Origin of the sequence: Paracidovorax oryzae ATCC 19882 (assembly GCF_000687165.1) — a bacterium.
GTDB classification, from domain to species: domain Bacteria; phylum Pseudomonadota; class Gammaproteobacteria; order Burkholderiales; family Burkholderiaceae_C; genus Paracidovorax; species Paracidovorax oryzae.
This window is the reverse complement of the sequence record NZ_JMKU01000010.1, coordinates 18,792-32,111: the sequence shown is the minus strand read 5'-3', so window position 1 is coordinate 32,111 and position 13,320 is coordinate 18,792. Positions and strand designations below refer to the sequence as shown.

Annotated in this window: 13 protein-coding genes; 4 read left to right on the top strand and 9 right to left on the bottom strand. The window is 69.4% G+C overall.

Translation table 11 applies throughout. The features are described 5' to 3' along the window. Positions 1–24: 24 nt before the first annotated feature. The 4 genes from T336_RS0109810 to T336_RS0109795 form a co-directional block, all read right to left on the bottom strand. Complete coding sequence (locus tag T336_RS0109810; protein ID WP_026432401.1) at positions 25–1,653, bottom strand: CehA/McbA family metallohydrolase domain-containing protein; 1,629 nt, start codon at positions 1,651–1,653, stop codon at positions 25–27. A 142-nt stretch (positions 1,654–1,795) separates the two neighbouring features. Beyond that, entirely contained in the window at positions 1,796–4,201 is a 2,406-nt protein-coding gene (locus tag T336_RS0109805) for a TonB-dependent siderophore receptor (protein WP_026432400.1), read from the bottom strand. A gap of 149 nt (positions 4,202–4,350) precedes the next feature. Further along, on the bottom strand, positions 4,351–5,334 hold the full coding sequence (locus tag T336_RS0109800; protein WP_026432399.1) for a FecR family protein: 984 nt from the start codon (positions 5,332–5,334) through the stop codon (positions 4,351–4,353). Continuing rightward, positions 5,324–5,923 carry an RNA polymerase sigma factor gene (locus T336_RS0109795; RefSeq protein WP_026432398.1) on the bottom strand — a complete coding sequence of 200 codons (600 nt, stop codon included), beginning with the start codon at positions 5,921–5,923 and terminating at the stop codon, positions 5,324–5,326. The genes T336_RS0109800 and T336_RS0109795 overlap by 11 nt, the downstream gene beginning before the upstream one ends. Before the next feature lie 193 nt (positions 5,924–6,116). Between T336_RS0109795 and T336_RS0109790 the strand changes: the two genes are divergently transcribed. The 4 genes from T336_RS0109790 (at position 6,117) to T336_RS0109775 (ending at position 8,560) form a co-directional block, all read left to right on the top strand. Further along, positions 6,117–6,740, top strand: a complete 624-nt coding sequence (locus T336_RS0109790) for a phosphoadenosine phosphosulfate reductase domain-containing protein (RefSeq protein WP_026432397.1) — start codon at positions 6,117–6,119, stop codon at positions 6,738–6,740. Positions 6,741–6,977: 237 nt separating this feature from the next. After that, the gene (locus T336_RS0109785; RefSeq protein WP_013592887.1) at positions 6,978–7,196 is read left to right on the top strand and encodes a CsbD family protein; all 219 of its coding nucleotides are present in this window, start codon (positions 6,978–6,980) and stop codon (positions 7,194–7,196) included. A gap of 73 nt (positions 7,197–7,269) precedes the next feature. Then, on the top strand, positions 7,270–7,848 hold the full coding sequence (locus T336_RS0109780; protein ID WP_019702666.1) for a hypothetical protein: 579 nt from the start codon (positions 7,270–7,272) through the stop codon (positions 7,846–7,848). A gap of 205 nt (positions 7,849–8,053) precedes the next feature. Continuing rightward, positions 8,054–8,560, top strand: coding sequence for a hemerythrin domain-containing protein (locus T336_RS0109775; protein ID WP_026432396.1), 507 nt, complete (start codon positions 8,054–8,056; stop codon positions 8,558–8,560). Positions 8,561–8,589: 29 nt separating this feature from the next. On the opposite strand, the gene T336_RS0109770 is transcribed toward T336_RS0109775, so the two are convergent. From T336_RS0109770 to T336_RS0109750, 5 genes are all read right to left on the bottom strand, one after another. Then, entirely contained in the window at positions 8,590–8,907 is a 318-nt protein-coding gene (locus tag T336_RS0109770; protein WP_026432395.1) for a hypothetical protein, read from the bottom strand. Continuing rightward, a complete protein-coding gene (gene creD / locus T336_RS0109765) occupies positions 8,904–10,313 on the bottom strand; it encodes a cell envelope integrity protein CreD (RefSeq protein ID WP_026432394.1) in 1,410 nt (469 codons plus the stop codon). The genes T336_RS0109770 and creD overlap by 4 nt, the downstream gene beginning before the upstream one ends. Positions 10,314–10,460: 147 nt before the next feature. Next, the gene (gene creC, locus T336_RS0109760) at positions 10,461–11,930 is read right to left on the bottom strand and encodes a two-component system sensor histidine kinase CreC (RefSeq protein WP_026432393.1); all 1,470 of its coding nucleotides are present in this window, start codon (positions 11,928–11,930) and stop codon (positions 10,461–10,463) included. Positions 11,931–11,986: 56 nt separating this feature from the next. Beyond that, entirely contained in the window at positions 11,987–12,670 is a 684-nt protein-coding gene (locus T336_RS0109755) for a response regulator (RefSeq protein WP_026432392.1), read from the bottom strand. Between the two features lie 2 nt (positions 12,671–12,672). Continuing rightward, entirely contained in the window at positions 12,673–13,308 is a 636-nt protein-coding gene (locus T336_RS0109750) for a MarC family protein (protein ID WP_019702672.1), read from the bottom strand. Positions 13,309–13,320: the final 12 nt, after the last annotated feature.

The following is a 13,320-nucleotide window of genomic DNA, read 5'->3' as shown; positions in this document are numbered from 1 at the left end:
CGGCGCCATTGCGCCGCAAGGCCGCTAGCGCAGCGACACGAAGACCGGGTTCGAATAGAACCAGAGGCTGCCGTAATTGCGGTCGTTGATCTGGTCATGGCGGGTGGCAGGATCGGTCGTGGTGACCGGCTGGTCCGCCAGCGGCTCGCCCCCGGACGTGAGGCCGGCCACGTTCTCGCCCAGGTTGGTTCCGCGCAGTCGCAGGTACTGGTTCTTCGTGACGGTCATCGGGAACTCCACCACGTTGTAGCCTTCCTCGTCGGTGGTCCAGTCCGCGGCGGTGAAGCGGCGCAGCACGCGGGTGCTCGGGTTGGTGGCCTGCCGGTAGGCGTCGGTGCCGGGTTGTGCTTTCGCGCCCACGTCGCCCACGATGAGATCCACATGGTCCACCCTGGGCGTCATGTTGCCCAGGTTGCCGCTCGCCACCGGGCGCTGGTAGTTGTTGACCGGAGGGCTCTTGAAGCGGATGCGCACCGTCACGCGTTCCCCGGCGGCAACCTGGATCTCCTGGCCCATGGTGGCCCGGCCGGCCGCGCCGGACACGTTGAAGTCCAGGGCGTTGACCAGGTCGCCGAACACCCCGAAGCTGCGGCCTGAGCGCAGGCTGTCGATCAGGCCGCTGATGCTGCCCTCGGTCTTGGCGGGCTGCCAGACATAGGTCTTGGCGTATTCGCCGGGGTAGTAGCCGCTGCTGTTGTTGTTGGAGTCGATCTCGAAGTGCGAGTCGGAGTCGGCGATGTTCCAGATGCGGCGGCCTTCGCCCAGCAGCGCGTCCCACACGCCGCCCAGCTGCGCCACGATGTAGTCGGTGCCGCCGTAGGTGCGGTTGGGCTTGTTGGCGTCGATGTAGGCCGAGGTGTAGCCGCCGCGGTCGGGTTCGAGCTGGTTGCCCACCATGCCTTCGATGGCGAACACGATCCGGGGCGCCAGATCGTTCATCTGGCGGAAGTCGGCGATGGTGTATTTGTTGGGGTTGCGCGAGGGGTGGTTGATCAGCGCGTAGCTGTTGTCGGGGTAGTTGTCCTTCAGCCAGGCGATGGCCTTGATGGCGTCGTCGCCGGTCTGGTTGTAGCGCTGTGGGTACCGGGCCTTCCAGCGGGCCACGTCGGCCGGGTCGAACAGCGACTCGGCGCCGGTGGTGAAGAGGTACTGGAATTCCTTGGCCGCGCTGGCGGAGGTCTTCCAGTTGCCGCTGGTTCCTTCGAAGATGCCGACGCCGATGTGGTCGTGCGTGGGCATGTCCCACTCGAAGGCCGAATAGATCAGCTTGCCCTTGTAGTTGCCAGTGTCCTGCAGCGCCTTGATGCGCGGCATCTCGTAGCTTTCCATGCCGTAGGCGAAGGCCCTGGGCGCGGGCAGCAGGTTGGCCGCGTTGTCGTATTTGGACGAGCGCAGGTGGTTGGTCACGGCCATCCAGTCCAGGCCGTAGCTGGTGAAGGCCTTGCCGAGCAGGAAGTCCAGGGTCTGCGTGGTGCGCGAGTCGTCGGATTGCACCGTGTGTGTGTGCAGGTCGCCGGTGGTCCAGCGGCCCTTCTCGAAGTTGTCGGACGAGCCGCCGGAGCCGCCGCAGGCGCTCAGGAGAAGAAACAGCAGGGAAGAGGCCGCCAGGGGATGGCGCACGGGCCGGCGTGCGCGGAGCGTGGAAGTGGGCATGGGACGCGGATGTTGTAGAGCGTTATAGGGGCGTGCCCCCGTGGCGCGCGACAGCGCCCGGAGGCCGGCGATTTGTAACCAGGTTTCATGACCATCTGGTGACTTATGGCTCGCCCGGCCCCGGCCTTCCGCGTCCTCCGCTTCAGAAACTGTGCCGCAGCGTCAGCGTCGCATTGCGCGGTGCCCCCGGCAGGTTCAGGTTCGCGTTCGATCCGTGCGCCGACACGATGTAATTGCGGTCAAACAGGTTGCGCAGGTTCAACTGCAGCGTGGTCGCACGGTCGATGCGGTACTGCGCCATGGCGTCCACCACCACGTACGACGGCAGCGTCACCGTATTGCCCGGGTTGGCGAAACGGTCGCCCACGTAGTTCACGCCGCCGCCCACGCTCCAGGCCTCGCCGAGCTGCTGGGTGATCCAGGCCGAGAAGGCATTGCGCGGGGTGAGGGTGGCGCGCTTGCCTTCCACCAGCTGGCCCGCGTCCGTGGCCGTGGAGCGCGTGACGCGCGTATCCAGGAACGCGTAGCTGAAGGTGGCCTGCGTGCCGGGGCGCAGTTCCCCAGAGAGCGACAGCTCCAGCCCGCGCGTGCGCTGCGTGCCGATGGGGATCAGCACCGTGGGTTGCGCCGGGTCGGCGGTCTTGATGTCGGTGCGCTCCAGCTGGAAGAGCGAGGCCGTGGCGGTGGCGCGGCCGCCCAGCAGCTCCCACTTCGTGCCCACTTCGTAGTTGGTGGTGCGCTCGGGTTTCACGGACGCATTCGATGCCGACAGCGCGAACATCTCGGCGGACGGCTGGTACGAGCGGCTCACCGAGGCATAGTACGACTGCACGGCATCGGGCTGCCAGACCAGGCCCAGGCGCGGGCTCCAGGTCGTGTCCGTGCGCTCGAAATCGGCCTGGCCCGGCAGGCGGTTGTCGGTCGCCTGTCCGAAACGGTCGTAGCGCAGGCCCGCCAGAAGCTTCCATTGCTGTGTGAACGTGACCTGGTCCTGCACGTAGATGCCGCGCGTGTCGTACCGGTTGAGCGCGCTGGCGGTCAGCTTGCCTCCGCCGTCCAGCGGCACGACCGGCAGCACCGGATGGAAAAGGTTCACGGTGGCGACGGTGCCATCCGAGAAGCTCAGCGCATCCTTGTTCTGCTGGCCCAGTTCCACGCCGTACAGCACCTCGTGCTCAACGCTGCCGGTGCGCAGCTTCTGGATCAGCTCGGTCTGGTTGAACACGCCGTGCTCGAAGCGGTCGATGCCCGAGCGCGTGAGCGCCACGGTGCCGGCGGCCTCGTTGACGGCGCCCCCCGGCAGGGTGTTCTGGCGGTCCAGCTCGTAGTGGTAGTAGCGCAGGGCATTGCGCAGGCGCAGAGTGTCGGAGAAGCGGTGCTCGAAGGTGGCGGCGAAAGAGCTGACCCGGGATTCCGACGTGTCCGCATCGCGTGCGTTGGCCGATCCGTAGTAGGTGCCCGGGTCCACGGCCACCGGGCGGCCCCGGTACGCCGGAATGCCGAAATCGGTCACGCGCTTGTCCCGCAGGTAATCCGCCTGCAGCATCAGCGAGGTGGCGCCGTCGGGCTTCCACAGCACCGACGGTGCGATCGCCTGGCGCTCCAGGAACTGCTGGCTGCGGTAGCTGTTGGCATCCTCGGCCGCGCCGGTCACCCGCCAGGACCAGTCGCTGCCCGCGGGTGCGCGGCCCACGTCGAACTCGGCCCGCTTGTCCGCCCAGCTGCCCACGCTCACGGCCGCATCGGACACATTGGTACCCGGTTTCTTCGTGACGCGGTTCACGAGGCCGCCGGACGATCCGCGCCCATAGAGCACGGCGGCCGGCCCCTTCACCACCTCCACGCGTTCGATGTTCGACAGGTCGCGGAAATACAGCGCATCGTCGCGGAAGCCGTCCACGAACTGGTCGCCGATGCTGGTGAACCCGCGGATGCTCACCTGGTCGCGCTGTCCGTCGCCCGTGGACAGGCCCACGCCCGCCACGTTGCGCAGCGTGTCCTGGATCGAGGTGGCGCCCTGGTCGCGGATCACCTGCTGGGGCACCACGTCGATGGTCTGGGGCACATCGCGCAAGGCCGCCTCGGTCTTGGTGCCGCTGGCGGACGAGGGGGCGTAGTAGGCCGTGTCCTCGCCGCGCGCGGCCTGCACGCGCACTTCGCCCAGTGCGGGCGCGCCACCGGCGGCCTGGCCCGGTGCTGCCTGGGCGCGTTCGATGGTGAAGGTGCGCCCATCCTGCACTCGCACGACGAGACCCGAGCCGGCCACGAGGCGGTCCAGTGCCTCGCGCACCTCCAGCGTGCCGCGCAGCGCGGGTGCGCGCAGCCCCTGTGCCAGTTCGGTGGCGAACACGATCTGCGCTCCGCTCTGGCGGGCGAGTGCGGACAGCGATTGCGCCAGCGGCTGCGCGGGCAGGTCGATGGCCACGGGCTGGGCATGGGCTGCGGCAGCGATGCACAGCGCCGCGGCCAGGGCTGCGCCCCGGAGGGCGAAGGATTGGGGCTGGCGCAGGATGTGCAGAGGGCGCAGGGGGCGGAACGGGGTCGGCATGGAACGGAAACTCCTGGCGGAAGACGGTGAGGAAATGGTCGGAAAGGACTCCGGCTTGCCTGCAAGCCGAACGGGCGCGCGGGTTTGTACACCTCTCCCTCGAAAAAAATCGCCAGGCAGTTATGGCGCCGTTTCCTGCGGCCTGGTGGTCAGGAAGAGGAGTGCGCTCCCGCGCGGGACCGGATCACCACGCTGCCGTCGGGCTGCCGGTGTATCGCCACGGGCGCGAGCCGCGGCAGCAGATCGATGAGCTGGTCGATGTGGTCCAGGTCGAACCCGCCGGAAATCCGCCGGCCCGCGGCCTGCTCGTCCGCGATCACGATGGGTGCGGCATGCTGGCGCTGCATTTCCGCCACGGCGTCGGCCAGCGGCGTCGCCTCCAGCAGCAGCCGTCCTTCTCGCCAGGCCGTGGCCGCTGCCATCGCGGCAGGGCCCGGGCGCTCCGGGGCCGGCAGCACTGCCGGGGCGCCTGCGGCCGCTGCGCCGTCGGGTATGCGCAGCAGGTCCCCGGCCACCAGCCGCACCGCGGGAGCCGTCCCCTGCAGCGGATGCACGCTGACAAGCCCCTGCAGCACGGCGATGTCCGTGCGCCCCGGTCCGCCGGGAATGAACGGCGCCCCGCGGCGGCGGATCTGGAACACGGTGCCGATGTCGAGCACGCGCACCGCACCGGCCTGCACGGCGAAGGGCCGCTGCAGCCACGGCAGCCAGCGGTGCCATGGCGCATGCGCCACGTCGAACGACGCCTCGCCCGTGGAGAGAGCGAGCCTGCGCGAGCGCAAGTGCATCGCCACCTCCACGCGGGACTGGCTGTGCAGCCGTACCTCGCTGCCGTCCGGCAGGCGCACGCTGCGGCGCTCTCCCCGGGCAGTGACCAGGGTGTCGCGGTGCCATGCCGGGTCGGCCCACCAGAGCCCGGCGGCCAGCAGGGCCACCGCCGCCGTGCCTGCCGTCGCCCGGGCCGCGCGGCGCCGCTTGCGGGCAGCGGCAGCGCGTTCGATCTCCTCGGGCGTGGGCAGGTGCTGGCGCAGCGCGTCGGCGAAGGGGGCCAGCGCCTCGTCGAAGGGAAGGTGGGGGGAACGCGCGGGGCGGCGCGCGGGCGGCGGCGCCCGGTGGGCCGGATCAATGTCCATGGCCGTGGCGTCGGTCCCCGTCCGGCAGCGTGCTGCCGGCGCAGGTGCCCTGCAGGACCGGCTCCACGCCGCGCAATGCCCGTGCCAGGTGCCGTGCCACCATGCTGCGCGAAATGCCCAGGCGCCGCGCGACCTCGTCCTGGGGCAGCCCGTACAGCTTGGCCATCACGAACACATCGCGGCAGGCCTCGGGCAGGTCCGCGATGGCCGACAGCAGGGCGCGCCGGCATTGCTGAGCCGCGCAGGCCAGCTCGGGCGGCGACAGCCGCGTGGGCGCGGCGGACGAAGCGTGTGCCTCCAGCAACTCCGGCTCCAGGACCGTCTCGGGCCGGCGCGCGCGGGCGCGGTGCCGGTCGATCGCCAGGTCGCGCGACACCGCGCGCAGGAACGCCACCGGGTTCTCCACATGCTGCGGCACGGGCCGCTCCAGCAGCCGCACGCAGACCTCGTTCACGATCTCGCAGGGAAAGCAGTCTTCGCCGAAGCGCTGCCGCAGCGCACCGACCAGTTCCTCATAGTGCTGCACGAGCGCCGCCAGCAGGGGGGCGGCACCGGGGACGGCGCGGGAATCGGCGGCGATGGATGTCATGGCGGCCGTGATTATAGAAAAGTTAATGCGAATTATTAACATTGATAACCAGGATTCCGCGCCCTGCATCCCTGCCACCGGCGTGGGCGTGACCTGCCGCCGGGACGGCGGCCCGCACGCGCGGCACAATGCCAGCCCTGCCGCCGGCGTTTTTTTCTGTCCTGCCGGCGCGGCAACGGAGCCACGCATTCCCATGAGCAGCATCGACCTCGACCGGATCAACGCCGAACTCGGCCACAACGCGCAGGGCCTCGTGGACTGGGCCATCGGCCTGGGCCAGCCCGCCATCGTCACCACCAATTTCCGCCCGTTCGAGGCCGTGATCCTGCACATGTGCACGCGCGCCAGGCCGGATATCCCGGTCGTGTGGATGGACAACGGCTACAACACCGAAGCCACCTACCGGTTCGCCGACGAGGTGACTCGCCAGCTCGGGCTCAACCTGCGCATCTACCTGCCGCTGCGCTCGCGAGCCCACCGCGAGGCGGTGGAAGGCCCCACGCCCGCGCTGGACGACCCCCGCCACGCTGCGTTCACGCAGGAGGTCAAGCTCGAGCCCTTCGCGCGGGCCCTGCGCGAGACGGCCCCCAAGGTCTGGTTCACGGCCCTGCGCGCCACCGACACGGCCGTGCGGGCGCAGATGGATCCGGTGAGCCTCAACCCCGACGGCCTCGTCAAGGTCGCACCGTTGCTCCACTGGAGTTCCAAAGACCTGTACGAATACTGCCAGGCGCATGGCCTGCCCAACAATTTCGATTACGTGGACCCGACCAAGGGCGAAGACAACCGCGAGTGCGGCCTGCACCTGGCCCACTGACCAGCGCGCCGGCCGCGGCGCCTCTCCTCTCCACCCCGAAGGGCGTGCTTGCATGCCCTTTTTTTATGGCTGGGTGCCCACGCCGCCAGTAGTCCTGGGCTGACGCGGCCTCACCCCCCGTGCCTACGCGACCGTGCCGGGCCGACTTTTACAGTGCCTTCATCGCCTCCCGCAAGGGTTCCACCCCGTACCGGAGTGGATGGCGGAAGCGAGACACCCAGAAGAGAGGACACGTCCATGAACGAAGACACCATCAAGGGCAACTGGAAGCAATTCACCGGCAAGATCAAGGAACAGTGGGGCAAGCTCACCGACGATGACCTCGACGTCGTCGCCGGCAAGCGCGACCAGTTCCTGGGCAAGCTGCAGGAGCGCCAAGGTTTGGCACGCGATGCTGCCGAGAAGGAGCTCAAGGCCTGGCAGGACCGCCACCCCGATTTCCGTTTCGACAAGTGATCCGTCGAGGACTCGTGATCTCTCACCGCCTTTCCTGAAACCATCCCACCTTCACTGACTTGAGGAGAAAACAATGAAGCACGCACGCAATCTGCTCGCCCTGGCCGTTGCCGGTCTGCTCGCCACTTCCGGCATGGCCATGACCAAGGAAGAACACAAGGCCGCCGGCGACCGCATCTCCGCCGACTACAAGGCCGCCAAGGCCAAGTGCGACGGCCTGACGGGCAATGCCAAGGACGTCTGCCAGAAGGAAGCCAAGGGCAACGAGAAGATCGCCAAGGCCGAACTGGAAGCACAGTACAAGCCCAGCGACAAGAACACCTACAAGGTGGCCGAGGCCCGCGCCGATGCCGCCTACGACGTGGCCAAGGAAAAGTGCGACGACCTGAAGGGTGATGCCAAGAACGTCTGCCAGAAGGATGCCAAGGCCGCCCACGTGAAGGCCAAGGAAGACGCCAAGGTGGCCCGCGCCGAGGCCAAGCCCGCCGACACGGCCGCCGAGAAGGGCGCGCAGGTGGCTGAGGCCAAGAAGGATGCCGCCCACGAAAAGCGTGAAGCCGACTACAAGGCCGCCAAGGAGCGCTGCGACACCATGACCGGCGACGCCAAGGACAAGTGCGTTGCCGACGCCAAGCGCATGTACAACCAGTAAGCGTACTGGTGGGAGCCATGGCACGCCACGCCATGGCCCTCTGTGGGCCGAGGTCTCCTGACGGGGGCTTCGGCCTTTTTTTGTGCAAACGCCGCTGGCATGGCGTGCGTGCCCGGCGGCCCGAAGGCTGACCTGCATCAAATCTCCCGGCCGGGGCTGCGCCTAAGCTGCATCGCTCACCGCAAGCCAAGGATTGGAGAGATGCATGGCCGCACTGCAATGGTCGGAGGGGCTCGCACTGGACCTGCCCCTGATGGATGAAACGCACGAGGAATTCGTCGCGTTGCTGGCCGCCGTCGAAGAGGCGGACGACGAAGCGCTGCTGCCCGCGTGGCGCGCGCTCGTGGCCCACACCGCGGAGCACTTCGCACGCGAAGACGCCTGGATGGCCGCCACCCGCTTCGCCTCCGGCAACTGCCACAGCCTGCAGCACAAGGTGGTGCTGCAGGTCATGGGCGAGGGCACGGCCCGCGCCGAGGCCGACGAGCCTGCCGTGCTGCGCCACATGGCTGGCGAACTGGCGGTATGGTTCCCCCAGCACACCCAGACCATGGATGCCGCGCTGGCCCTGCACCTGCGCCGCGTGGGCTACGACCCCGTCAGCGGCCGGGTACATGCGCCGGATGCGTTGCCCGAGGCGCCCATCCTGGGCTGCGGCGGTGCCTGCTCCAGCGAGCGGGCCGAAGTCCCGGCCGCCGCGGCCGTGGCCTGACGGCCCGGCGTGTTCCCACGGATGGCCGGTCATTCCGTGCGCGACCTTGCCAGCCGCAGGGCGGCCATGCGCCAGGCGAGTTGCCGTATCGCTCGCATGAAGGCGGGCGTCGCTCCCCGGGAGGCAGACGCGGTCCGCAGCACGGCCTGCTTGGCGGTGTGCAGCGCGTCCCGGTCCCTCGCGTCCCAGGCTGCCAGCAACTGGTCCCGGTAGCGCGCGAGCCGGGCCGCCTCCGCCGGACGCAGCGGCACCGGGGCTGCCGATGCCTGCGCAGTGCCCGGCGCCGACAGGAAGCCGGACCAGTCCGTGGTGCCGGGCAAGCCGGAATGCGGTCGTGCCAGGGTCATGGCGTGATCTCCGCCCGGGCTGCCGGAGACGGGCCTCGGCCAGCGGCAGACAGCGCATACCAGTCCATCTTGCGCGTGGCCACCATCACGAAAGCCAGCACCGCGAACAGCGCCAGAGATCCCACCACCAGCGCCGTCTGTTCCAGCTGCAGCAGCAGGTAGAGCAGGCCGTAGAGCAGGGCGATGCCCGCGCCGAACGGCAGTCCGCGTCGCACGCTGCGCAGCATGTGGCAGGCGTAGTAGGTCAGCAGCAGCACGCACGCACCGGCCGCCGCCGCGTAGGCCGTGCCGAAAGGCAGATGCTCGGACAGACTCACCAGCAGCAGGAAAAAGCTGCACAGGGCGCTGCCTGCCAGCAGGTACTGCACCGGATGCACCCGCAGCCGCTGCAGCAACTCGAACAGGCCCACGGCCACGAAGGTGAGTGCAATGAACAGCACGCCGTATTTCGTGGCCCGGTCGGAGAGCGAATACGGATTGACGGGGTCGATGAAGGACACGCCGAACACATCGGCGCAGCCTGCCTCGGCCGCTCCCGGTGGCTGGTAGGGCGCCGGATCTCCTGCCAGGTCGCACAGCCGCCGGCTGGCGGCTACGTCCTGCTGCGCGGTGGTGGCCAGAGCCGAGAGGTTCCAGCGTGCCGTGAATCCGTCGTTGCCGAGCGCGCGCTCCGACGGCAGGAAGCGGCCCCCGAACGACGGATGTGGCCAGCTGCTCTGCAGCTGCACGTCGGTCGTGCCGCCCAGGGGAACGACCGAAAGCCGCTCGGTACCCACCAGTTCGAGATCCACGGAGGCGACCAGGGGCTCGCTGCGCCCACTGAGCGATTCCGGCAGCGGTGTGTGCAGGCCGCGCGTATAGGTGGGGTGGAAGGTGCCAGGCTTGAGCGCCAGCGGTTGCCCGTCCACCTCCACCCGTGCGGCGCGTATGCCGCGTGCATCGCCCACGGCCAGCATGAGGATGGGCGCGCCGCACTGCATGCGCGATCCTTCCACGGTGGCGTGCGGCCGCAGGTCCGAGAGCGAGGCCCAGCGTGCAGTGACATGGGCCTGGAGGGTATAGGCGTTGACCTGGTGCAGGCCGCGCGAAAGCTGCTGCATCGCGGCGCCCGACCGCACCTGCAGCGATTCGGGCATGGCCGTGAGCAGGAATTCGCGCCGCTGCTCGGTCGTGCGGCGCTCCTCCCCCTTGCCGGTCACGGTATCCCAGGTTTCCACGCAGGCGCTGTGCAGCATCGGCCCCAGCAGTGTCTGCGGACCGGCCAGGCTCTGGGCCACGCTGCGGGTGGCTTCGCTGCGGTAGTGCTGCCGGTCGCGCACGATGTCATCGATCATGCCGAGCCCGAAGAGCAGCAGCAGGGTGACCGCGGCGAGCGCCGCGGCTTTGGCGAGAAAGGGGTGTTTCAAGAGGTGCTCCTCCGGCGAGTGGTGATGGAGGGGCAGTCTCGGTTCCGGGTGTGAGGGGGAAATGAGGTGTGTGAGGCGAGCGTGAGGTGGCGTGCACCGCCACCCGGTGCGGGGCTCGGGCCTATGCACCCCCCCGGGGGATGATCGTCAGCCGGGCAGTACCAGTGTCGCCCGCAGCCCGCGGGCGGTGCTGGCCATGTCTAGCCGGCCGCCGTGCAGCGCCATCACCCTCTTCACGATCGCCAGCCCCAGGCCTGAGCCGCTGCGAGAGCCATCCGAGCGCGCGGTGGTGAAGAACCGCTCGCCCAGCCGGGGCAGGGCATAGTCCGGTACCCCCGGTCCTTCGTCCTGCACCGAGGCGGTGGCGCCGTCCAGCACCACGCGCACGGTCCCGCCTTCGGGCGAGAAGTCGATGGCGTTGTCGATGAGGTTGCCCAGGGCCAGGGTGATGAGTTCGGCTTCCCATGGGCCGTTGGTCCCCTCTCCCTCCAGCTGCAGTTGCACCCTGCGCTGGAGGGCCCGCGCCGCGCACTGGCGCAGGGCGGCCTCGGCGCAGGCGCGCAGGGCCACCGGTGCGGCGCCGGCCTCGGCATGCTGGCGCTGCTCCAGCTTGCTCAGTTCCAGCAGCCGGTCGATGAGGCGCTGCAGGCGCTCGCTCTGGTCCACCACCTGGGCCGCGAACTGCCGGCGGTCGGGCGCGGGCAGTTCGTCCCGCAGCAGCTCGCCCGCGCCGCGGATGGCGGCGACGGGGCTCTTGAGCTCGTGGGTCATGGCGCGCACGTAGCCTTCGATGTAGTCGCGGCCCGCGAGGCGTTCGCGCATGTGGTCCATGGCCCGCGCGAGGTCGCCGAGTTCGCCGGGCACGCGCGGCACGGCAGGTGGCGGCCCGCCCCCGTCGCCCGGCGCCTGCACGCTCAGGGCATAGTCGCGCAGGCGGCGCACGTGCCACACCGTCCACACGGTGACGGCCACGCCCACGGCCGCGGAGAGCGCGAGCAGCAGCAATCCGCCCTGCAGCACCTTGCGTTCGGCGCGGTCGATGAACCGCTGCACCGTGCGCGTCGGCTTGGCGACGGTGAGTACGCCGCCGATCCGCCGTTCGCCACCAGGGGCGCCGTCGATCCAGATCGGTGCGGCCACGTACATCACGCCGCTGGTGTCGTCGGTCTGCACATCGCGCGTGGCGCGGGCGCCATATTCACCGCGCAGCGTGCGGGCCACGTCGCGCCACTGCGAATAGTCATCGCCCACGGCACGCCGCTCGGTATCGAAGACCACGCGCCCGCGCGCGTCGGTCACGTAGATGCGGAAATCCAGCGTCTGCTTGGACAGCCCCCAGATGGAGGCATCCACCGGCCGGCTCGCGTAGCGCCGCACGTGGCGCGCGAAATTGCTCTCCGGCGCGCCGGATGCGCCCTGCGCATCCGCTGCCAGGCGCCCGCTCGCGAGGTCGTCGCTCGCCAGCTCCGCCAGCAGGTTGGCGGTGTCCACCATCATGTCCTCCATCACCTCCCGCACGCTGGGCTTGATCTCGGCCGTGAATACCCGCAGCACGAAGAACGCCGCGATGCCGTTGATGAGGAAGAACGCGAAAAGCAGCCGCAGTCCGAGGCGCATGGGTCAAGTTCCTTGCCAGCGGAAGGGGGATGGCGCGAAGCGCGTCAGGGGTGGCTTCATACCTCTAGTGAATAGCCCATGCCCCGGTGGGTGTGGATGTACTCGCGCGACGGGTCGGCCTCGCGCAGCTTGGCGCGCAGGGTCTTGATGTGCGTGTCCACGGTGCGGTCGGTGCTCTCGCTGTCGCCGCCCCAGGCACCGGCTAGCAGGGCATCGCGCGTGTGGATGCGCCCCGCACCCGCGAGCAGCTGGGACAGCAGGCGGTATTCCCGGCGCGTGAGCGCCAGCGCGCGTCCGTGCAGGTGCATGCGCTGGCCGGCGGTGTCATCATGGAAGGGGCCGGTGACCGAGGGGGCAGGCGTTGCTGCCGGCACGGCGGCGCGGCGCAGCAGGGCCTTGGCCCGGGCAGCCAGTTCGCGGGGGCTGAAGGGCTTGGGCAGGTAGTCGTCGGCGCCGAGCTCCAGTCCCAGCACGCGGTCGATTTCTTCCCCGTGGGCGCTGAGCATGAGCACGGGCAGGGCGCTGCCCTGCTGCCGCAATTCACGCAGCAGGTCCAGGCCGCTGCCGTCGGGCAGGCCCACGTCCAGCACCAGCAGGTCGAAGCGGTGGGCGCGCAGCAGGCCGCGGGCATCGCCCAGCAGCAGGCTGTGGCTCACCGCCAGGCCGTCGCGTTCCAGGGCGTAGGCCACGGTGCGCGCGATGGCCGGGTCGTCCTCCACGAGCAGCAGGCGGGCCGCCATGGTCAGCGCGCCACCAGCACGGGAAAGAGCTTGCCCAGGCCGTCGGCCATCACCTCGACCGCCAGAGCCGCGAGGATCAGGCCCATGAGCCGCGTCATCACGTTGATGCCGGTCTTGCCCAGCACGCGCGCGATCGGGTCGGCGAGCGCGAAGCACACCGCCGTGGCCAGGGCGATGACCACGCCGTAGCCCACCAGCGCAAGGTGCTGCCAGAAGGTCTGCGCCCGGTCGGCGTAGATCACCACGGTGGACATGCTCGCCGGGCCGGTGAGCAGCGGGATCGTGAGCGGCACCACGGCGATGCTGTCGCCCTGGGCGGCCTTCTCGGCGCCTTCCTCCAGTTCGTGCGTGTGCGGTTTCGCTTCGGCGGGCTGGGCGTTGAGCATGTTCATCGCGCTGATGAGCAGCAGCATGCCGCCGCCCACCTGGAAGCTCTGCAGCGAAATGTTGAAGAACTCCAGGATCTGCAGGCCCAGCAGTGCGCAGGCCGCGATGACGCAGAACGCGCTGAAGGCCGCCACCTGGATGGTGCGCCGCCGCTGCCGCGGCGAGAACCCGTCGGTGTAGTGGATGAAAAAGGGCACGATGGCCAGCGGGTTCACGATGGCCAGCAGGGTGATGAGGGGCTTGAGGTCCATGGGATGTCGATG

What these genes read in the sequence shown, in the direction of transcription:
- T336_RS0109790 (WP_026432397.1), top strand. Translation starts at nt 6,117, where the DNA reads ATGAGCAGCATCGACCTCGACCGGATCAACGCCGAACTCGGCCACAAC.
- T336_RS0109755 (WP_026432392.1), bottom strand. Translation starts at nt 12,670, where the DNA reads ATGGCGGCCCGCCTGCTGCTCGTGGAGGACGACCCGGCCATCGCGCGC.
- T336_RS0109795 (WP_026432398.1), bottom strand. Translation starts at nt 5,923, where the DNA reads ATGACATCCATCGCCGCCGATTCCCGCGCCGTCCCCGGTGCCGCCCCC.
- creC (WP_026432393.1), bottom strand. Translation starts at nt 11,930, where the DNA reads ATGCGCCTCGGACTGCGGCTGCTTTTCGCGTTCTTCCTCATCAACGGC.
- T336_RS0109800 (WP_026432399.1), bottom strand. Translation starts at nt 5,334, where the DNA reads ATGGACATTGATCCGGCCCACCGGGCGCCGCCGCCCGCGCGCCGCCCC.
- T336_RS0109810 (WP_026432401.1), bottom strand. Translation starts at nt 1,653, where the DNA reads ATGCCCACTTCCACGCTCCGCGCACGCCGGCCCGTGCGCCATCCCCTG.
- T336_RS0109770 (WP_026432395.1), bottom strand. Translation starts at nt 8,907, where the DNA reads ATGACCCTGGCACGACCGCATTCCGGCTTGCCCGGCACCACGGACTGG.
- T336_RS0109780 (WP_019702666.1), top strand. Translation starts at nt 7,270, where the DNA reads ATGAAGCACGCACGCAATCTGCTCGCCCTGGCCGTTGCCGGTCTGCTC.
- T336_RS0109775 (WP_026432396.1), top strand. Translation starts at nt 8,054, where the DNA reads ATGGCCGCACTGCAATGGTCGGAGGGGCTCGCACTGGACCTGCCCCTG.
- T336_RS0109805 (WP_026432400.1), bottom strand. Translation starts at nt 4,201, where the DNA reads ATGCCGACCCCGTTCCGCCCCCTGCGCCCTCTGCACATCCTGCGCCAG.
- T336_RS0109785 (WP_013592887.1), top strand. Translation starts at nt 6,978, where the DNA reads ATGAACGAAGACACCATCAAGGGCAACTGGAAGCAATTCACCGGCAAG.
- T336_RS0109750 (WP_019702672.1), bottom strand. Translation starts at nt 13,308, where the DNA reads ATGGACCTCAAGCCCCTCATCACCCTGCTGGCCATCGTGAACCCGCTG.